Origin of the sequence: Hymenobacter qilianensis (genome assembly GCF_014489555.1) — a bacterium.
GTDB classification, from domain to species: Bacteria; Bacteroidota; Bacteroidia; order Cytophagales; family Hymenobacteraceae; genus Hymenobacter; species Hymenobacter qilianensis.
The window spans coordinates 79,889-98,974 of the sequence record NZ_CP060784.1; the positions used below are offsets into that span (position 1 = coordinate 79,889).

Below are 19,086 nucleotides of genomic sequence, written 5' to 3' on the forward strand. Positions count from 1 at the left end.
CTTTATTTTCCTGCAACAAAGAGGAAATAGCCCCCAGACTGGTAACCTGACTGTAAAATTCCGCTACGCAAATGACCTTAGTGGTGCCACTTACTTGCTCTTCACTGAAGGAGTATGGGCGAGCACCAATCGCTTTGCGACGGCACTTCGAAGCGGCACTTTACCAACTGTATCATCGATGGCTAATGGCGGTGAGGCAACAGTCGAGTTCAAGGACTTGAATGCTGGCAACTATGTCTTTGTTCTAGGTAATGCCAACAGTTGGTCCGTGCAGGTTACGGCAGGCAAAACCACCGAGGTAAACAAGTAAGCAAGCGACCTGCTACCACACATCAATTTTAGTTCTCCGTACCTTGCGGCCCATTCGCAGCTTCATAGCTCCGAATGGGCCGTTACCGTTACCACGAATTCCTGACTTTCTAATACCCAGCACCATGTCTACCCGTCTCAATAAATACATCAGCGAAAGCGGCGTCTGCTCCCGGCGCGAAGCCGACAAATTCATTGAGCAGGGCAACGTGTTTGTGAACGGCAAGCGGGCCAGCATCGGCGACCAGGTGACGGAGAAGGACCGCGTGGTGGTGAATGGCAGCCTCATTGAGCCCCGCGCCCCGAGGACGCGATTTATATTGCCTTCAATAAGCCCCCCGGCATCACCAGCACCACCGAAACCAGCGTTAAGGACAACATTATCCGCTACATCAAGCACAGCGAACGGATTTTCCCCATTGGCCGCTTGGATAAGGATTCGCAGGGCTTGATTCTTCTGACCAGCAACGGCGACATCGTCAACAAGATTCTGCGTGCCGGCAACAAGCATGAGAAGGAGTACATCGTGATGGTGGACAAGCCCATCACCGACAGCTTTATCGAAGGTATGCGCGGCGGGGTGCCCATCATGGGTATTATGACCCAGAAGTGCGAGGTAAAGAAGGAAACCAACTACATCTTCCGCATCACGCTCATTCAGGGTATGAACCGCCAGATCAGGAAGATGTGCGAGCATTTTGGCTACGAGGTGGTGCAGCTGGAGCGCATTAGGGTGATGAATATCACGCTCAAAGGCCTCGGTGTCGGCGACTGGCGCGAGCTAACCGAAAAGGAGTTGGAAGGCATCATGAAGATGACCGAAACCTCTTCCGGCACCAAGGAAGCCTCCTTGCCTAAGCGCCGCGTGGGTCCGCCCACTACGGCCTGGAGCAGCCGTCCCGCCCGTTTCAGCGAAGGAGAAAGCGAGGATAAACCCGCCCGTAAACCAGCTGGCGCCGGCGGGAAATCGGCCCCTCGCGCTGCTACTCCTAGCGGGCCTAAGCCGGGGCGCAAACCCGCCATGGGCAAGCCAAAACCAGCAGCTTCAGCGGCGGCTTTTGGCACAGAAAAGCCCCCAGAAAGCCCGGCCGCCCCACCAGTGCCGGCTCCAAGCGCAAGCCCGCCGCCAAAACCCTGAACCGCGCCCCAAAGGCAACGCCGGCCGCCGCGGCAGCAGCCGGTAGCGGCAGTTTCTACTTAATCAGCAACCCTTGAAGGATCAGTTATGATCTGACAATCAAGTGGCGGTCATGCAGAGCGCAGCGAAGCATCTCGCGTGCTGACGAAAGATTAGTAATCCTACTACCGCGGGCGAGATGCTTCGCTCTGCTCTGCATAACGTTCTTTATAAATACGTACCCTTTAGCCTATGCCTACTGAGCGCGAGAACATGATGGCTGGCGAGCTGTACCAGGCCAACGCCCCGGAATTGTTAGCCGCTCGTCAGCGCGCGAAGGCACTGTGTCACCGCTACAACCAGCAGCCATTGGAACTAGACCGCGCTGTGTTGGCCGAGCTGCTGGGCTATGAAACCGATGCTTACGTTGAGGCCCCATTGCGCTGCGATTATGGCTTCAACATTTACTTGGGTCGGAATTTCTACGCCAACTACAACCTCACCATTCTCGACTGCGCGCCGGTACATATCGGCGACAATGTATTTGTGGCGCCGAATGTGGTGCTGAGCACGGCGGGGCATCCGGTGGAAGTGGGCCCGCGCGTGGCGGGGTGGGAGTTTGCGCGCCCTATCACGATCGGCGATAATGTGTGGCTGGGCGCGGGCGTCATTGTGCTGCCCGGCGTGACCATTGGCGCGGGTACTACCATTGGGGCGGGCAGCGTCGTGACGCGGGATATTGCGGCCAATTCGGTGGCGGTGGGCAATCCGTGCCGCGTGATTCGATCGGCGCTGCCACCCGACCAGCAGTAGCAGGAACAGGGCTGTTTAGTGGGGAGTTGTTTGGCTTTGGCCTTTTGCGCAATCGTGAAGTAAATCCTATATTTCTTATGCGATTTAGCGCTCCTTATTCCTATGTCAGCCAGCTTCCTCGACCCGAACGCACACGCAGCTCTCGTGGCCCGAATTCAGACATTAACACCTGATAGTCAGCGCCAATGGGGCAAGATGACCGTGGGGCAAATGCTGGTGCATTGCGCCGATCAGCTGCGGGTGAGCCGGGGTGAAAAGGCGGTTACTTCTTTGCGGATCCCAGGCTTTTTGAAGCCCTTAGCGAAGTGGTTTTTTGTTACCCGTCTGAAGAGTTTCAAGCCGAACATGCAAACGCTGAAAGAGCTGGATTCTCAAGTCGGCATGACGTCGCCCACCACCTTTGAGGCCGACCGTCAGACGCTGCTGGATCTGCTCAATCCGGCTAAATATAGCCCGTCTGGGGTGGAGCATCCGGTGTTTGGGCATTTGTCACACAATGAGTTGGGGGAGGTTACGTGGAAGCACCTCGATCATCATTTACGGCAGTTTGGCGTGTAGCAATTCTTGCTGGCTCGCTTCTGACTTGCGGGTGTCTGACTGGCTGTTCTGTTGAGCGGTAGAGCTGCGGTTGAGAACCTGATTTAAGTAGTCAGCTTTTGACTGCTGGTACTTCTGCTGCTTAAACATCATCCCAACCCACTTTCCTGCTTATCTTGCGGTCAGCCTTTTGGGCCATTAACAAACTATTTTTGCCCCCGCACCCCTCAACCACCCCTTTTCATGCTCCGCACCGACTGGACCCTCGACGAAGTAAAAGCCCTGTACCACCAGCCCGTGCTGGAACTCGTGACCCAGGCCGCCGCCGTGCATCAGGCCAACCAATCGACCGGTGAGGTGCAGGTATGCACGCTGCTGTCGGTAAAAACCGGCGGCTGCCCCGAAGATTGCTCCTACTGTCCTCAGGCTGCCCGCTACCACACCGGCGTAGAAGTGCACGCCTTGCTGAAGGATGAAGTAGTACTGGATGCCGCCCGCCGCGCCAAAGACTCGGGCAGCACGCGCTTCTGCATGGGCGCCGCCTGGCGCGAAGTGCGCGACAACCGCGACTTCGACCGCGTGCTGGGCATGGTGACGCAGGTAAACGACATGGGCCTGGAAGTGTGCTGCACCTTGGGCATGATCAACGAGTATCAGGCTGAGCGGCTCAAGCAAGCCGGCCTCTACGCCTACAATCACAACTTGGACACCAGCGCCGAGCACTACTCCGAGATCATCACCACCCGCACCTACGACGACCGTCTTAATACGCTCGAAAACGTGCGCCAAGCGGGTATTTCAGTGTGCTCGGGGGGCATTATTGGCCTCGGCGAAACAGACGAAGACCGTATTGCCATGCTGCACACGCTGGCCACCCTGCCCGCCCACCCCGAGTCGGTGCCGGTGAACGCGCTGGTGCCCGTAGCCGGCACGCCCCTGGCCGAGCAGCCCCGCGTGAGCGTGTGGGAAATGCTGCGCATGATTGCCACCGCCCGCATCTTGATGCCCCGCACCATGGTACGTCTGTCGGCTGGCCGTCAGGAAATGCCCGTGAGCGAGCAGGCCTTGTGCTTCTTAGCTGGCGCTAATTCTATCTTCTCCGGCGAGAAGCTCCTCACCACGCCCAACCCCGATTTCGACGCCGATAAGCAGATGTTTGCAACGCTGGGCCTGAAGCCGCGCAAGTCGTTCAAGGACATGCCCCAAGGCGCTACGGTATTGGCGAAGGCTGCTGTATAAAGTTCAACGAGGGACCTCACCCCTAGCCCCCTCCCCTCGGGGAGAAGGGGAACTAGCCTTAAAAATAGATTTATAGTAATGACTAGTTAGCTAGAAAGACTAGAAGCTAGTTCCCCCTCTCCTCGTGGAGAGGGGGCTAGGGGGTGAGGTCCCATCAGAACAAGCAACATGCACCCATCTCCCCTCCTTCAGCGCCTTACGCAGCAACTCGTACAGCGCGAAGCGGCCGGCACCCGCCGGCAGCTGACAGTCGCGAAGGCGGGCCGGATAGATTTTAGCTCCAACGACTACCTTGGCCTAGCGCAACACAGCGCTTTGCAAGCGATTTTACAACGAGTATTAACCGAAAAAAGCCCCCAGCCGCCGGCAGCACTGGCTCGCGCCTGCTCACCGGCAACTCCGCCGCCGCCGAAGTGCTGGAAACTCAACTGGCGAACTTCCACCGCGCTGAGTCGGCTTTGCTCTTCAACTCCGGCTACGCCGCCAACCTGGGCTTTTTTGCCGCCGTGCCCCGCCGCGGCGACACGATTTTTTACGACGAAGCCAGCCACGCCTCCGTGAAGGACGGCATCCGGGGCAGCTTCGCTACGGCCTACAGCTTTAGGCACAATGATATAGGCGACTTAGAACGGCGCCTGAGCCGAGCCACGGGGGCCGTTTTTGTGGCCGTGGAGGCGCTCTATTCCATGGATGGCGACCAGGCGCCGCTGCGGGAGCTGGCGGCCTTTTGCCAGCAGCGCGACTTGCATCTGATAGTAGATGAGGCGCACACCAACGGCATTTACGGTCCGCGGGGGAAGGTTTGGTAGTGGAGTTAGGGTTGGAAGAGCAGGTATTCGCCCGTATTCTAACATTTGGCAAAGCCCTGGGCAGTCAGGGGGCATGCATAGCCGGACCGCAGGTGCTGCGCGAGTATCTGCTGAATTTCAGTCGGCCGTTTATTTATACCACCGCCCTGCCGCCGCTGGCTATAGCTACGTTGGCCGCAGCATACCAGATGCTACCGAATATGCAGCAGGAGCGGCAGCGGCTTTTTGCCCTTTCCGATTTGCTGAAAACCACGCTCAACGCGGTGCCTGGCTTGCACGTGCCGGAGGAAAGCCACATTATTCATCCCGTCTTTTTCCCTGACCACGCAGGCCCGGCGCACGTGAAAGCAGTAGCCCAGGCCGCGCAGGCGCAGGGCTTCGATGTGCGCGCCATATTGCCCCCCACCGTGCCTGCTGGTACCGAGCGCCTGCGGCTGATTGTGCACAGTTATAATACGGAAGCAGAAATTGAGGGACTAGCGGCCGTGTTGGGACGGATTAATTGATACCGAAATTCTTAAGCCGTAATACTAAGTTGACAACTGCAAGGAAGCGAAGTCATACTTTGATTACTAAAAGATGTGAGTAACCTCGTGTTGCATACCACAACTTTATATATTGCTGTCGCAATTTAATTTTTGCGATTTTTGCCCTTCAGAGGCGGGCTTTACGAAGATTGGTGCAGTGAAGTCATGCGGATATTACCGCATCTTGGCATTCGGTTAGTTGCAGCAATTCAGGTCATCACTGTCGGATTAAACGGCGACAGGAAATAAACTGAGGAAAATATTTAAAATCAGTTTCTATGAACGAATATTTGTTTTTTAAAGCCCGGTTGTATTTTACAGCAATAGTAACTATTGCTATCTGGTTGCTATTAGCTTGGGGGCATTATAATGGGGGTGTACCAAGCCATCACATTATGGCTCGTGCAGACATGCCTGAGATTTCTAACTGGTGGGGAGGAATATTACTTCCTTTACTTTCTTGGCTTTTACTTTATCGCGTCCACAAGAGAATTATTAGCAGTAAGAACAACGAAATACATAGCTCAGTGCTGTATACAAATGTAGCTTATGGACTCATTGGTGCTCTATTTTTCGGAATCCTACTTTCCATATTTTTCACTTTTGGCTATTCAGATATACAGGGCTATATGATGAACGGATTGTTTATACTTGCATTGTTCCTCCCAATTTATCGGGCAGAATGCTTACTTGGATTTGTTATTGGTATGTCTTTTACATTTGGCGCAGTGCTCCCAACTATAGCAGGGTTAATATTTGCACTAATAGGAGCAGTATTATATCTTTTTGTTCGGCCAGCAGCACTATACATAGCATCAGCTCTTGCACATAAAGTATCGTCAAATAAACATAAGGTAAATAGGTAAATATCGGTAGCAATTAAATTATATATTAAACACCTACTGCGTTAATAACCTTAAAGGTCAACACTACTAATACCAGCTAAAAAATACATTTATCAAAACTCTTCAGAAGTATTTTGCATAATCCTGAATGTGTGATTTTTTTAAACAGTATTATTTAAAATCAGCAGCGTAACCACGCGAAAAACTGTTACATCTGCCATACGCTTCTGAAGCTTACACATCTTGATATGGCTTTATGCAAGTCTATCAGCTCAACCGCAGCCGCTAATAGCAGCTTTGCTTAATGACCACTTTTTTGGAACAACTTTTCGTCACCGGCATTGGCACCGACGTCGGTAAAACCCTGGTAGCTGCCATCCTCACCGAAGCCCTGCAAGCCGACTACTGGAAGCCCGTGCAGGCCGGCCTCACGCCCACCACCGATACAGCCACAGTACGCTCGCTGGTAACTAATCCGGTTTCCCGGTTTCACCCCGAAGCATATCGCCTTGTATTGCCCGCCTCGCCCCACGCCGCCGCCGCCGCCGAAAATATCCGCATTCAGCCGGAGCGTTTCGTGCTGCCCCGCACCACCAACAACTTAATTGTAGAAGGTGCCGGGGGCTTTTTGTGCCGTTGGCGCCGGGCTTCCTGCTGGTCGATCTGCTGGCGCAACTACAGCTGGCGACGGTGGTTGTGTCGCGCAATTATCTGGGCAGCATCAACCATACCTTACTCACGCTGGAGGCCTTGCAGCGGCGTGGGTTGCCTATCCGCGGACTGGTGTTTAACGGGGAGGTTACGCCCGCTACGGAGGAGTTCATTCTGGAGCACTCCGGCGTTCCGGTGATGCCGCGGTTGCGGCCCGAGGCGGTGACCGATGCGGCTATGGTGAGCCGCTACGCGGCGGAGTTTCGGGCGTGGGGCCTCACCCCGGTTCCGTGGGGCCTCACCCCCGGCCCCTCTCCTAAGGGAGAGGGGAGCCTGACTTTAGTCTTTCTACGCCGTACCTTCCGCTTTCGCTTCAGGCACGGCTACCGTATTGTGATTTTGCAACAAAGCCCCCTATGACAAATAGGGGGCTTTGTTTATTAAGCTAGCATCTAGCAATGGTAGCCGTAGTTGAGGCGGGAGCTGAAAGTGCGCGTAGGCCGGGCGGCTGGCTCCCCTCTCCCCTAGGAGAGGGGCCGGGGGCGAGGCCCAATTCTTACCTTTGCGTCATGCCCACCCTAGCCGCCCGCGACCACGCCGTACTCTGGCACCCTTATACCCAAATGCAAACCGCTCCCCTGCCCATTCCCATCGTGCGGGGTGAGGGCGCGTGGCTCTACGCCGAAGACGGCACCGCCTACCTCGATGGTATTTCGTCGTGGTGGGTAAACCTGCACGGGCACGCCCACCCGCGCATTGCGGCCCGCGTAGCCCAGCAGCTCCAAACGCTTGAACATGTGCTATTTGCTGGCTTCACCCACCCGCCCGCCGTGGAGTTGGCCGAAGGATTACTGGAGATTTTGCCCCCCAACCAGCGCCGCATCTTTTACTCCGATAATGGTTCGACGGCTGTGGAAGTGGCCCTGAAAATGGCTCTGCAATACCACCACAACCATGGTCAGCCGCGCCGCACGATGGTGGCTTTCCGCGATAGCTACCACGGCGACACCTTCGGGGCCATGGCTGTGAGCAGCCGGGGGCTTTTACGGCACCCTTCGCGCCGCTGCTGTTTGATGTGGCCTTTATTGATGTGCCAGTGCCCGGCCGCGAAGCCGAAGCGCTGGCTCAGCTGGAAGCCCTAGCCGCGCAGGGCGATGTGGCGGCCTTCATTTTTGAGCCCCTGCTGTTGGGCACGGCCGGCATGATTACGTACACGCCCGAGGTGCTGAACGAGCTGATTAGCTGCTGCCACCGCCACGGTATATTGGCCATTGCCGATGAGGTAATGACCGGTTTTGGGCGCACCGGCCGGCTTTTCGCCTGTGACTACCTGACGGAAAGGCCCGACATGGTGTGCTTATCCAAGGGCCTCACCGGGGGTACGATGGCGCTGGGCGTCACGAGCAGCACGGGGCCGGTGTACGAAGCATTCCTGAGTGATGACAAGATGAAGACCTTCTTTCACGGCCATTCCTACACGGCCAACCCGGTGGCGTGCGCGGCGGGGCTGGCCAGTCTGGAACTGCTGCGCGAGCCAGCTTGCACCGCAAATTTAGCCCGCATCTCTGCGGCACATCAGGCGTTTGCGGCGGAAATAACGGGCCAGCCCGGCGTGCGCGCGGTGCGCTTGCTGGGCACTGTAGTGGGCATAGAATTCGAAGAGCAGGCCACCACGTCCTACTTCAGCAGCCTGCGCGACGAGCTGTATCAGCTGGCCCTGCAGCGCCGCGTGATTCTGCGGCCGCTGGGCAACATTATTTACATCATGCCGCCCTACTGCACCAACGATGCCGAGCTAGACCTGCTCTACAACACCGTGCGCGCCATGCGCGAACTGGTCATTGCTCGGACTACTTTGGCTTAGCATTCAACAGGAGTAATTATTGATTTACCCGTATGTCATGCAGAGGCGGAGCCGAAGCATCTCGCGTGCTGATGTGAGGTTAGTAGTCTCACTAAACAAGCGAGATGCTTCGGCTCCGCCTCTGCATGACGACCTGCCCTAAGGCTGATCCAATCTACTGGGCCTAGCTTGCGGCCTGTTTGAGCTTTTAAAGTAATGTCCGACGACAACCTGATTCTGATTCGAGGCCGGGGCAGCGTGTCTGCGCTGGAGCTGCGGGGCAATTTCACAGCCTCCTCACCGCAACCTGCCTTTGCAAGCCGGCAAACCGGCACGCGCACCCTACCCGTTGGCAGCGTGCCCGCCGGAGTGGAAGAAGCAATAAGTAGTTTGCGCCACGCGCACGCCCCTTACCGCCAGCTCGACCGCACCGTATTATTGGGCTTGCTTGCCGCCCGCCAAGCCACGGCCCAGGCGGGCTGGGCAGCGCAGGATGCCAGTCTGGGCGTGAGCATTGGCTCCTCGCGGGGCGCAACAGGACGACTAGAGCAATTCCACGCCGATTTTCTAGCCGATGGAGTTGTAGCTGCGGCAGCGTCGCCGCTCACCACGCTGGGCAATGTGGCGAGTTGGGTGGCCTACGATGCGGGCGCTGTTGGCGGGGCAGCGCTAAGTCACTCCAGCACCTGCAGCAGCGCTTTTCAAGCGTTGGGCAACGCGGTAGCCTGGCTGCGGGCCGGCCTCGCCGATCGGTTTTTGGCCGGTGGGGCTGAGGCTCCGCTCACCGATTTTACATTGGCACAGATGCACGCCCTAGGCATCTACTCCACTTTTGCCCCCCAGGATTGGCCTTGCCGCCCTGGCGCGGGCGCACCTTCCACCTTCGTACTGGGCGAGGGCGCGGCGGTTTTTGCCTTGGAACGAGTTAGTCGCGCGACACTGGCGGCGGAGCAAGCCACGGCTTCGGCTCTTCAGTTTCGGCTGGAAAGTGTCGGCTTTGGCTTCGAGGCAATCCCAAGCAAAACCGGGCTTTCGCCGGATGGTCAGCACTTCCAAACGGCCATGCGCCAAGCACTCCAGCAGGCAAATTGCCCCCCAGACGCCGTGGATGCCCTCGTGCTGCACAGCCCCGGCACCCCCGCCGGCGACGCTGCCGAGCGCCGTGCCGTAGCAGCCGTTTTTGGAACCGAAGAAGCCCCCCAACTCGTCTCCAACAAATGGCTGGTCGGCCACACGCTTGGCGCCTCCGCAGCCCTGAGTCTGGAGTTTGCGTTGCAGATTTTAACACACCAAACCTGGCCTGCGCCGCCGTTCGGCACCTACTTGGCCCCCGCTCCTACTCGGCCCATTGGGCGTGTACTGGTGAATGCAGCCGGTTTTGGCGGCAATGCATCCAGTGCCCTAGTATCGTTAGTGTAAGAAATTCCTCTTACTTAACCTTGCTCTTAACCAGCACGTCATGCAGAGCATTCTGCGCATGAAGCAGAGACGAAGCATCTCGCGTGTTTAGCTGGATTACTAAAGTCAACCAATAAGAACGTCATGCTTGATCTGGCGTCCGCTGGTCGAAGCATCTCTCTCGCTTCGTTGAGATTACCATTGCAGTAGAGATGCTTCGACCAGCGGACGCCAGATCAAGCATGACCGCCTTTTTACAATCAGACGACTGCGAGCGAGATGCTTCGTCTCTGCTTCATGCGCAGAATGCTCTGCATGACGTTCTGGTAAACAAGAATAACTGCTGCCTTGCTACTGCCTTACCGCTCTGCTTGACGAGCGATTATTACAGTATTGTCCTAACTATTCCGGCTTACCCCGTATTTTACATCACCAAAATCGTCTATCGGTTCTTGACCACCCGCTTACTCCATCACCCAAATACCCCTCATGAAATTTCTTCGCTCCACACTTTTAGTTGCCGCGGTTGCCAGCTTCACCGCCCTGCGCGCCCAAAATGCCCCCCATCCACCCCCGACCCAGCCATCAAGCAAATGGTGGAAGCCATTTCGGCGAAAACGCTGGAAGAGGATATTCGCAAAATGGTCTCCTTCGGTACTCGCCACACCCTGAGCGACACCAAAAGCAAAAAGCGCGGCATTGGGGCGGCGCGGAACTGGGTGGAGTCGGAGTTTAAGAAGTACGCCAAAGCCAGCGGCGGCCGCATGAAAGTAGAGCAGGACACGTTCACGGTGAAGCCCGACGGCCGGCGCATCGATAAGCCCGTGGTGATGGCCAACGTAATGGCGACCCTCCAAGGCACCGACCCCAACGACAAGCGCATCATCATCGTCAGCGGCCACCTCGACTCGCGCGTAACCGACGTGATGAACGCCACCGCCGACGCGCCCGGCGCCAACGACGACGCTTCGGGCGTGGCCTTGGTGATGGAAATGGCCCGCGTAATGGCCTCCAAACAGTTTCCCTGCACCCTCATTTTCGTGGCCGTACAAGGCGAAGAGCAGGGCCTATATGGCTCGACGCACATGGCCAAGCGCGCCAAAGCCGAGGGCTGGAACATCGTGGGCATGCTCAACAACGACATCGTAGGCAACTCCACCGGCTTCGACCCCGAGATTAAAGATCCCAAGCACGTGCGCATTTTCAGTGAGGGCGTGCCCGCCAACGAAACTCCCGAGGAGGCCCGCGTGCGTCGGCAGCTGAGCAGCGAAAACGACTCGCCCAGCCGCCAGCTAGCCCGCTACATCAAAACCACCTGTGAGCAATACCTGAATGACTTCGGCGTGCTCATCGAGTACCGCCCCGACCGCTTCCTGCGCGGCGGCGACCATACGCCCTTCAACCAGCAGGGCTTCACGGCCGTGCGCTTCACGGAAGTAAACGAAAACTTCAACCACCAGCACCAGGATCTGCGCACCGAAAACGGCATCGAGTACGGCGACAAGCCCGAATTTGTGGACTACGAGTACCTACGCAAGAACACCGGCGTAAATCTGGCCACGATGGCCAGCCTGGCCTGGGCGCCCCCGCGCCGCAGAATGTAGGTGTGCTCACTGCCAACCTCACCAACCGTACGCAGCTGAAGTGGGACGCTCCCGCCGCCGGCGAAAAACCAGCCGGCTACTACGTGCTAATGCGCGAAACCAGCAGCCCCGTGTGGCAGCAGAAGTTCTTCGTGACCGGCACCACCGCCGATTTGCCCCACAGCAAAGACAACTTCATCTTCGCCGTGGCGTCCGTCGATGCAGAGGGCCACGAGAGCCTCCCCGTAACGCCGAAAGTGGTGCGGTAGGCAGGTAGCTTGACGACTAAGCAGGCTACACCTTTTGTTTTTATAGTGCATAAAAAAGCCCCCCAACATATTGGGGGCTTTTTTATGCCTTTTGATTCCGATTCGAGAAGTGTTTGTTCACCTATTAATTCATGTCGCTCACTATCTTAACAACATGCTCTACCGCGAAGCCCAAGTAGCAGACATTCCGCAGTACATGGCCGTACGCATGGCGGTCAAAGAAAATAAGCTTTCCAGCCCTGATCGGGTAACAGAGCAGGATAACATCGACTACCTCACCCGGCGCGGCAAAGGCTGGGTTTGCGAGACTGGGGGGCAAATTGTAGGATTTGCCATTGCCGACCTCCAAGACCACAGCGTTTGGGCGCTCTTCGTGCACCCCGATTACGACCGGCAGGGCATTGGCCGGCAGCTACAGACGCTGATGCTGCGCTGGTATTTCAGCCAAACGCAGCACCCTGTATGGCTGAGCACAAGTCCGGGCACGCGGGCCGAAGCCTTTTACCGGCAATCGGGCTGGCGCGAAACGGGCCGGACAACTAGTGGAGAAATCCGGTTTGAGCTGACCGTGGAGGAATGGAGTAAGCGCTCAAATCAGATTTAGAACTGGTTGTGGCAGCCTGATACGCTGAATCTATGGCTACCTTGTAGGTATGGAGACGACGCGTTTATTGCAACGGTGCTTGCTGCTCTTGCTGCTTCTGATGGGTCATTGGGTTCTCGCGCAGCGCACAGTTTCTCCCACTTTCAGCGTCGTGCCGCTGGGCGTGAAGGGCGGACTGGATGAGGGCAACCTTTCGGCCTATCTGGTTGCCCCGGCGGGCTCCAGTTCCTATGTGTGTCTGGATGCGGGCACTGTGTACAGCGGCGTGGAAAAGGCCGTGGCACGCAAGGTATTCGCGGGGCCAGCGACCGAGGTAATTCGCAATACTATCAAGGCTTACCTGATCTCCCACGCCCACCTCGACCACGTAACCGGCCTGCTCCTGAATGCCACCGACGACTCGCCCAAGAGCATTTACGGCCTAAGCGACTGCCTCAAAACCATTCAAAACGATTATTTCAACTGGCGCACCTGGCCCAACTTCGGCAGCAGCGGCGCCCCGCCGGCCCTGCGCAAATATCAGTTGCGTTCTTTATCGCCCGGCCAGGAAACAGCCATCGAAAACACCGATTTGAGCCTTCAGACGTTTGTGCTGAGCCACGGCAAACCTTATCAAAGCGCGGCCTTCCTGCTGCGGAGCAAGCAGAGCTACCTTCTTTACCTAGGCGACACTGGCGCGGATGCCGTTGAAAAAGCCCCCCAGCTGCGCAATTTGTGGCAAGCCATTCAGCCCCTGGTAAAAGCCGGCCAGCTGAAAGCCATTTTCATAGAGACTTCCTACGCTAATGCACAGCCGCCAGCCCAGCTTTTTGGGCATCTCACCCCGGCTTTGCTTATGCAGGAGATGACTGCCCTTAGTCAGCTAACCGGAGCCGCTGCGCTACGCGGGCTGCCAGTCGTAATCACCCATATCAAGCCCACGGCCGGCAATGAAGCGACCATCAAAAAGCAGCTCACCGAAGCAAATTCGCTGCAGCTGAAACTCATCTTTCCGGAGCAAGGACGGTTGCTGCAGTTTTAGCGTAAATCGTCTTTTGTAAAGAGGCAACATACTGCGTCTCGTCGTTTGCACCGTCCAGGCTTTGTTACAGCAGATTGTGCAACGACAAGACGCAAGATATTGCGTCTATACCGCGCATCAGCGGTCCAAAACTTCATGCAAATACCTTATAATGTTCTCATGATAATTACCCGCATTTGGCACGGCGTGACCCACGCTCATCACGCCGATGAGTACCTCAAATATCTGGAAGCATCCGGCCTTGCCGACTACAAGAAAACGCCCGGCAACTTAGGTGTGCAGGTGCTGCGCAGCATAGAGGGCGAAGTCTGCCATTTCTGGACCGTCACCCGTTGGGACAGCTACGAAAGCATCAAACATTTTGCCGGCGACGACTACGAAAAAGCGCGCTATTACCCCGACGATGCACGCTACTTGCTAGAGTTTGAGGCCAACGTCGTTCACTGCGATACCTTTGACTTTTAACTATTACCCTTTAATCAGCCTAATCTATTGGGTTAATGTATTTCATGAAGGTTTTCATACTATTCCTGACACTCACAATGGCTCTTATCCAGTCTCCGATAGCACACGCCCAAAAGCGAATGCAATCAGGCTACATCGTATTTGCGCATGGTGATACGTTACGGGGTGAATTAGAGGTCCCAACCCGTAGCACAGTGGCCCGTGGTGTGATGTTTCGGAAAGATCCAGCTTCGTCCAATAAGCAGTTTTATTCCATTAAGAAACTGCACAGCCTTCATTTATCAGATGGCAGGACCTACGTAATGCGCAAGATGCTGCCAGTGTCAAAACGTAACACACTGTGTTTGCTACTCGAACGCTTGGCCGGCGGCCGCGCTAACCTGTACCGTAGCACCTATAATCTGTTTGGCAACAATCCAGATGAAGTGTACGCCAACCAGTCCGCGCTCATTTACTACTATATCGAACGGTCAACTGAACGTACGCGCGCTCCCTATCTCTTGCAAGCCACGACATTCAGAAACGACTTGCGTAGTCTTTTTAGTGACTGTTCCACAGCCCCTATTATTACCGGTAAGTTCAGCGAGTCAAACTTGCTACACCTTGTACAACAATATAATACCTGTAAGGGCAACCTCACGCCCTAGACAAAACACTCATCCTACATCGCGGCCCCTACCAAACTCCTACTTATGCTTGATTCAAAACTCATGCGGAAGCTGGCCTTCCTGTGCTGGTCTGTGCTACTTCTTTCCTGTAGCAAAGGCACAACCATCAGCCCTACAGTTCCGGTTCTTCCCTCAGTCACGGCCGATCCGGCCCAGTATGGTACGCCCTTCACGGAAGTGCCGGATGCGGCCAATGCCACCGTGTATCAGGTTAATATGCGGGCGTTTAGCGCGCAAGGCAACTTCAAGGGCGTACTAGCTCGCCTGGATTCAATCAAAGCCCTCGGCATTAATGTGGTGTATCTGATGCCGATTTACCCTGTTGGTAAGGTCAAGGCATTTGACTCGCCTTATGCCATACAGGACTACCTGGCGGTGAATCCGGAACTCGGTACGCTGGCTGATTTGCGGGCCCTTGTGGATGGCGCTCATGCCCGCCGCATGGCCGTCGTGCTCGATTGGGTGGCCAACCACACCGCCTGGGACCACCCTTGGATAACGGCCCACAAGGATTGGTACCAGCAGGACGCCGCCGGCAACATCAAGAATCCGCCCTTAGGCTGGACCGACGTAGCCCAACTCAACTTCGCCAACGCCTCCATGCGGGCAGCCATGATTCAGGCTATGCGCTACTGGGTATTTCAGGCCAACATTGATGGCTACCGCATCGATTACGCCGACGGACCGACTTATGAGTTTCTCACCGAGGCCGTCAGCAACCTGAACTCCATCAGCACGCACAAGCTGCTCCTGATTGCGGAAGGCTCGGATAAGACCTACTACTTCCAGGCTGGTTTTCCGCTTCGCTATGGCTTCGATTTCCTGGCCACCATGAAAGACATTTTTGCCAAGCGAGCCAGCGTCAAGCTCCTCGATAAGCTCAATGAGGTGAATTATGCCAATGCTCCGGCCGGGGCCCGCATGCTGCGCTACATTTCCAACCACGATATAAACAGCTCGGACGGCACCCCGCAGGAGCTTTTCAATGGTCAGCAAGGGGCTATGGCCGCCTTTGTGGTGGTCGCTTACATGCGCGGCACACCCATGATTTACAACGGTCAGGAAGTAGGATTTCCGGCCCGGCTGCCTTTTATGGGAGCGCGCCGAACGATTGATTGGTCGCTCAACCCGGCCGTTACCAAGGAATACAAAAGCATCCTCCGCTTCCGCAACAGCAGCGACGCCGTGCGCAATGGAGCACTTACCTCCTATAGCAGCGACGATGTGTGCGCGTTCACGAAAACTGTCGGCAACGAGAAGGTCTTAGTGCTGGTCAACCTTCGAAATGCGGCAACAACGTATGGGGTACCCGCTGGCTTGGTCAACTCACCTTGGCTAAATGCTTTAAACGGTCAGCCTTTGATGTTGAGTACGCAGCTTATTTTACAGCCGTATCAGTACCTGATTTTGCGCAACTAGTTCTATCCAGCCGAAAGGAAATAAATGATGTTTACACAGTCGCACTGACACAGTTACATAGTTCGATTTATATTCTATCATCGAAAAAATCAGTATGAATTTAAATCCAAGGTTATTGCACTTAGTTGCTTTGTTAACGTTTTACTTAATGGTTCACTCTGTTAAAGGTCAATATAAAAAGTCTCCACTTGAAATTCGAACAGACAGTTTAGTTGCAGAGTTGCATAAGCGAAGGGTAGATTCAATATGCGTTTATAGAAGCTATTGTGTTGGATGTAGAGGAAGCAGGATTACAGAAGACTCATCCTGTTCATCTAAAGGAGACTTTACACCAACCTATGTATTATGGAAACAGCATTCTAAAACCTATCTAACCTATTTAGATAATTGCTCTATTATATCGCCAGTCGTGGTTTATAAAGATATGTTCTGGTCGTACTTGAGTGTTAACTGGAGCGAAATAAATAAAGGTACAATAAAAGATTTTACCACAATAGATAGCGACAGCGGTGAGGCTGAAGTTATTCATCGAAACCATGGAGATAATTATAGTTTTGATTTTATAATAGGGAAGGATACTATCAGTCAATATTACGACCATTTTGCCCTAATCAAGCGAACTATTTTTTTTCACAAGAAGACAAAAAACATTTACTACAAACAAAATAGGAAAAGCCCAATTCGGAAAATTCAATTGCAAATCGATCACGCAATTGTTGAAGCCAGAAAAAGACACTAAACCGAACGGCACCTAATTAATCTTACTATGAATTGCCTAATGAAATATATTATTGCTGGCTGTTTCATAACACTAGCAATCTATTCTACTCAAGCCCAAACGCTGCACTCCCCAACCAAAAAGCTGACGCTCAACTTTCAAGTAAACACGGCCGGCGAGCCAACTTACCAACTCCGATTCGGCGCGAAGCCCGTTATAAAGCCCAGCCGTTTAGCAGTTCTGCTCCAAAACCAACCCGGCTTTGATAAAGGCTTTACCATCGCTAAAATCGACTCGTCGGCGACGGATGAAACGTGGGCGCCGGTGTGGGGTGAGGTGAAGCAGATTCGCAACCGCTACAAGGAACTGGCCGTGACGCTGCAGCAGGCCGCCGCGAAGAATCGGCGGCTGGTGGTGCGCTTCCGGCTGTACGATGATGGACTGGGCTTTCGCTACGAGTTTCCGGCTCAGCCGGGCTTCACCTACTTCACCGTGCAGGAGGAAAAAACCGAGTTTAACCTCACCGGTGACCACAAAACCTTCTGGATTCCGGGCGACTACGACTCCAACGAGTACACCTACAGTACCACCCGCTTAAGCGAGATTAATACCACGCCTATTGAGGCTATTCAGCTAAAATCTGCCCCCAGCGGGTGCAGACGCCGCTGATGCTGAAGACCCAGGACGGGCTGTACGTGAATATACATGAGGCGGCGCTGGTGAATTATCCGGCTATGATGCTGGATGTGGACACCAAAGCGTTCGGTCTAACCAGCCATCTGGTGCCCTCGGCCACCGGAGCGAAGGCCTATCTGCAAGCGCCCGAGCATACGCCGTGGCGCACGATTGTGGTTAGCGACAAAGCGCCCGAGGTACTTGCCTCCAAGCTCATTCTGAACCTAAACGAGCCGAGCAAAATAGCTGATACGGGCTGGATTAAGCCCCAGAAATTTGTGGGCGTGTGGTGGGAAATGCACGTAAACAAAGCCAGCTGGAACTACGCCGACACTAGCAACATCAAGCTGGCGACTACCGACTGGAGCAAGCTGAAACCCAACGGTCGCCACGGCGCCAACACCGCCAACGTGAAGCGCTACATCGACTTTGCCGCCAAGCACGGCCTGCAAAGCGTGCTGGTGGAAGGCTGGAACGTGGGTTGGGAAGACTGGGCCAATAACTGGAAAGAGGAAGTATTTGACTTCGTGACGCCCTACCCCGACTTCGACGTGCAGGAGTTGCAGCGCTACGCAGCCAGCAAGGGCGTGAAGCTGATGATGCACCACGAAACGTCCAGTTCGGTGACCAACTACGAGCGCCGCCAAGAAACCGCCTTGCGCTTCATGAAAGAGCACGGCTACGACGCCGTGAAAACCGGCTACGTGGGCCGCATCATTCCGCGCGGCGAGCACCATGATGGGCAATGGATGGTGAATCACTACAACCGCACCGCCGCCAACATGGCCCAGCAGCAGATTATGGTGGATATGCACGAGTCGGTGCGGCTGACGGGCCTGCACCGTACATACCCCAACTGGCTGGCCTCAGAAGCTGCCCGCGGGAACGAGTTTAACGCCTGGAGCACCGGCAATCCGCCCGAGCACGAAACCATTCTGCCCTTCACCCGCCTCATGGGTGGGCCTATGGATTATACGCCGGGCATTTTCCAAATCAAGCTCGAACCTTGGAATCCGAAGGCCAACAAAGGCCGCCAAGTACACACGACATTAGCCAAGCAGCTGGCCCTGTATGTGACCATGTACAGCCCCGTGCAAATGGCCGCCGACTTGCCCGAAGCCTACGAGCAGCACCTCGACGCGTTCCAGTTCATTAAAGATGTGCCCGTGGATTGGGACGACACCCGCATTCTGGCTGCCGAGCCAGGCGAATACATCATCACGGCCCGCAAAGCCAAGGGCAAAGACGAGTGGTACCTGGGCGCCATCACCGACGAGCGGGCCCGTCGCCAGACCGTAAAGCTGGACTTTTTGCCCCCAAGGCCCGATACACTGCCACCATCTACGCCGATGGCAAAGATGCCGACTGGGAAAAGAACCCCATGGTTTACCAGATCCGGCAAGTACTGGTAGACAGCCGCACGCAACTTCCGCTACAACTGGCTCCCGGCGGCGGCACAGCCATCAGCCTAAAACCCGCAACAAAAGAGGAGCTGCGGAAGCTGAAGAAGCAGTAACTCAAGGAAAAAGCCCCAGAACACATCTGGGGGGCTCTTTTAGTTGCAAACTTGATAGCG

General features: G+C 55.3%; 20 protein-coding genes and 2 pseudogenes. All 22 read left to right on the top strand.

The window, feature by feature from the left end:
- The first annotated feature begins 178 nt into the window (after positions 1-178).
- The 22 genes and pseudogenes from H9L05_RS24540 (at position 179) to H9L05_RS00465 (ending at position 19,026) form a co-directional block, all read left to right on the top strand.
- Entirely contained in the window at positions 179-310 is a 132-nt protein-coding gene (locus H9L05_RS24540; RefSeq protein WP_262892596.1) for a hypothetical protein, read from the top strand.
- Between the two features lie 124 nt (positions 311-434).
- On the top strand, positions 435-761 hold the full coding sequence (locus tag H9L05_RS22800) for a S4 domain-containing protein (protein ID WP_223284633.1): 327 nt from the start codon (positions 435-437) through the stop codon (positions 759-761).
- On the top strand, positions 653-1,447 hold the full coding sequence (locus H9L05_RS00390; RefSeq protein ID WP_223284873.1) for a pseudouridine synthase: 795 nt from the start codon (positions 653-655) through the stop codon (positions 1,445-1,447). The genes H9L05_RS22800 and H9L05_RS00390 overlap by 109 nt, the downstream gene beginning before the upstream one ends.
- Before the next feature lie 231 nt (positions 1,448-1,678).
- A complete protein-coding gene (locus H9L05_RS00395) occupies positions 1,679-2,239 on the top strand; it encodes a sugar O-acetyltransferase (RefSeq protein WP_187732574.1) in 561 nt (186 codons plus the stop codon).
- Positions 2,240-2,341: 102 nt separating this feature from the next.
- On the top strand, positions 2,342-2,797 hold the full coding sequence (locus H9L05_RS00400; RefSeq protein ID WP_187732575.1) for a DUF1569 domain-containing protein: 456 nt from the start codon (positions 2,342-2,344) through the stop codon (positions 2,795-2,797).
- A 222-nt stretch (positions 2,798-3,019) separates the two neighbouring features.
- Positions 3,020-4,015 (top strand): biotin synthase BioB, encoded by a 996-nt coding sequence (gene bioB, locus H9L05_RS00405; RefSeq protein ID WP_187732576.1) that lies wholly within the window; start codon positions 3,020-3,022, stop codon positions 4,013-4,015.
- A 383-nt stretch (positions 4,016-4,398) separates the two neighbouring features.
- On the top strand, positions 4,399-4,824 hold the full coding sequence (locus H9L05_RS24545; protein WP_262892668.1) for an aminotransferase class I/II-fold pyridoxal phosphate-dependent enzyme: 426 nt from the start codon (positions 4,399-4,401) through the stop codon (positions 4,822-4,824).
- The gene (locus H9L05_RS24550; RefSeq protein WP_262892669.1) at positions 4,824-5,330 is read left to right on the top strand and encodes an aminotransferase class I/II-fold pyridoxal phosphate-dependent enzyme; all 507 of its coding nucleotides are present in this window, start codon (positions 4,824-4,826) and stop codon (positions 5,328-5,330) included. The genes H9L05_RS24545 and H9L05_RS24550 overlap by 1 nt, the downstream gene beginning before the upstream one ends.
- A gap of 299 nt (positions 5,331-5,629) precedes the next feature.
- Positions 5,630-6,217, top strand: coding sequence for a hypothetical protein (locus H9L05_RS00415; RefSeq protein ID WP_187732577.1), 588 nt, complete (start codon positions 5,630-5,632; stop codon positions 6,215-6,217).
- 283 nt (positions 6,218-6,500) lie between these two features.
- Positions 6,501-7,267 (top strand): annotated as a pseudogene (gene bioD, locus H9L05_RS26610) (dethiobiotin synthase).
- 149 nt (positions 7,268-7,416) lie between these two features.
- A complete protein-coding gene (locus H9L05_RS25595; protein ID WP_317175049.1) occupies positions 7,417-7,989 on the top strand; it encodes an aminotransferase class III-fold pyridoxal phosphate-dependent enzyme in 573 nt (190 codons plus the stop codon).
- Positions 7,923-8,711 carry an aminotransferase class III-fold pyridoxal phosphate-dependent enzyme gene (locus H9L05_RS25600; protein ID WP_317175050.1) on the top strand — a complete coding sequence of 263 codons (789 nt, stop codon included), beginning with the start codon at positions 7,923-7,925 and terminating at the stop codon, positions 8,709-8,711. The genes H9L05_RS25595 and H9L05_RS25600 overlap by 67 nt, the downstream gene beginning before the upstream one ends.
- Before the next feature lie 195 nt (positions 8,712-8,906).
- On the top strand, positions 8,907-10,109 hold the full coding sequence (locus tag H9L05_RS00430; protein WP_187732578.1) for a beta-ketoacyl synthase N-terminal-like domain-containing protein: 1,203 nt from the start codon (positions 8,907-8,909) through the stop codon (positions 10,107-10,109).
- A gap of 572 nt (positions 10,110-10,681) precedes the next feature.
- Positions 10,682-11,692 (top strand): M20/M25/M40 family metallo-hydrolase, encoded by a 1,011-nt coding sequence (locus H9L05_RS00435; protein WP_223284634.1) that lies wholly within the window; start codon positions 10,682-10,684, stop codon positions 11,690-11,692.
- A 2-nt stretch (positions 11,693-11,694) separates the two neighbouring features.
- A complete protein-coding gene (locus H9L05_RS22805; RefSeq protein ID WP_223284635.1) occupies positions 11,695-11,940 on the top strand; it encodes a hypothetical protein in 246 nt (81 codons plus the stop codon).
- Between the two features lie 154 nt (positions 11,941-12,094).
- On the top strand, positions 12,095-12,544 hold the full coding sequence (locus H9L05_RS00440) for a GNAT family N-acetyltransferase (protein WP_187732579.1): 450 nt from the start codon (positions 12,095-12,097) through the stop codon (positions 12,542-12,544).
- Positions 12,545-12,593: 49 nt separating this feature from the next.
- Positions 12,594-13,565, top strand: a complete 972-nt coding sequence (locus tag H9L05_RS00445) for an MBL fold metallo-hydrolase (RefSeq protein WP_223284636.1) — start codon at positions 12,594-12,596, stop codon at positions 13,563-13,565.
- A gap of 159 nt (positions 13,566-13,724) precedes the next feature.
- The gene (locus H9L05_RS00450; RefSeq protein WP_223284637.1) at positions 13,725-14,030 is read left to right on the top strand and encodes an antibiotic biosynthesis monooxygenase family protein; all 306 of its coding nucleotides are present in this window, start codon (positions 13,725-13,727) and stop codon (positions 14,028-14,030) included.
- A gap of 692 nt (positions 14,031-14,722) precedes the next feature.
- Positions 14,723-16,117, top strand: a complete 1,395-nt coding sequence (locus tag H9L05_RS00455; protein ID WP_187732580.1) for an alpha-amylase family glycosyl hydrolase — start codon at positions 14,723-14,725, stop codon at positions 16,115-16,117.
- Positions 16,118-16,265: 148 nt separating this feature from the next.
- Positions 16,266-16,856, top strand: a complete 591-nt coding sequence (locus H9L05_RS00460) for a hypothetical protein (protein ID WP_187732581.1) — start codon at positions 16,266-16,268, stop codon at positions 16,854-16,856.
- A 39-nt stretch (positions 16,857-16,895) separates the two neighbouring features.
- Entirely contained in the window at positions 16,896-17,504 is a 609-nt protein-coding gene (locus H9L05_RS25605) for a glycoside hydrolase family 97 N-terminal domain-containing protein (RefSeq protein WP_317175051.1), read from the top strand.
- Positions 17,504-19,026: pseudogene (locus H9L05_RS00465) on the top strand (glycoside hydrolase family 97 catalytic domain-containing protein). Before H9L05_RS25605 ends, H9L05_RS00465 begins: the two are co-directional and overlap by 1 nt.
- Positions 19,027-19,086 lie beyond the last annotated feature (60 nt).

What these genes read in the sequence shown, in the direction of transcription:
- H9L05_RS24540 (WP_262892596.1), top strand. Translation starts at nt 179, where the DNA reads ATGGCTAATGGCGGTGAGGCAACAGTCGAGTTCAAGGACTTGAATGCT.
- H9L05_RS22800 (WP_223284633.1), top strand. Translation starts at nt 435, where the DNA reads ATGTCTACCCGTCTCAATAAATACATCAGCGAAAGCGGCGTCTGCTCC.
- H9L05_RS00395 (WP_187732574.1), top strand. Translation starts at nt 1,679, where the DNA reads ATGCCTACTGAGCGCGAGAACATGATGGCTGGCGAGCTGTACCAGGCC.
- H9L05_RS00400 (WP_187732575.1), top strand. Translation starts at nt 2,342, where the DNA reads ATGTCAGCCAGCTTCCTCGACCCGAACGCACACGCAGCTCTCGTGGCC.
- bioB (WP_187732576.1), top strand. Translation starts at nt 3,020, where the DNA reads ATGCTCCGCACCGACTGGACCCTCGACGAAGTAAAAGCCCTGTACCAC.
- H9L05_RS00415 (WP_187732577.1), top strand. Translation starts at nt 5,630, where the DNA reads ATGAACGAATATTTGTTTTTTAAAGCCCGGTTGTATTTTACAGCAATA.
- H9L05_RS25595 (WP_317175049.1), top strand. Translation starts at nt 7,417, where the DNA reads ATGCCCACCCTAGCCGCCCGCGACCACGCCGTACTCTGGCACCCTTAT.
- H9L05_RS00430 (WP_187732578.1), top strand. Translation starts at nt 8,907, where the DNA reads ATGTCCGACGACAACCTGATTCTGATTCGAGGCCGGGGCAGCGTGTCT.
- H9L05_RS00435 (WP_223284634.1), top strand. Translation starts at nt 10,682, where the DNA reads ATGGTGGAAGCCATTTCGGCGAAAACGCTGGAAGAGGATATTCGCAAA.
- H9L05_RS00440 (WP_187732579.1), top strand. Translation starts at nt 12,095, where the DNA reads ATGCTCTACCGCGAAGCCCAAGTAGCAGACATTCCGCAGTACATGGCC.
- H9L05_RS00445 (WP_223284636.1), top strand. Translation starts at nt 12,594, where the DNA reads ATGGAGACGACGCGTTTATTGCAACGGTGCTTGCTGCTCTTGCTGCTT.
- H9L05_RS00450 (WP_223284637.1), top strand. Translation starts at nt 13,725, where the DNA reads ATGATAATTACCCGCATTTGGCACGGCGTGACCCACGCTCATCACGCC.
- H9L05_RS00455 (WP_187732580.1), top strand. Translation starts at nt 14,723, where the DNA reads ATGCTTGATTCAAAACTCATGCGGAAGCTGGCCTTCCTGTGCTGGTCT.
- H9L05_RS00460 (WP_187732581.1), top strand. Translation starts at nt 16,266, where the DNA reads ATGGTTCACTCTGTTAAAGGTCAATATAAAAAGTCTCCACTTGAAATT.
- H9L05_RS25605 (WP_317175051.1), top strand. Translation starts at nt 16,896, where the DNA reads ATGAAATATATTATTGCTGGCTGTTTCATAACACTAGCAATCTATTCT.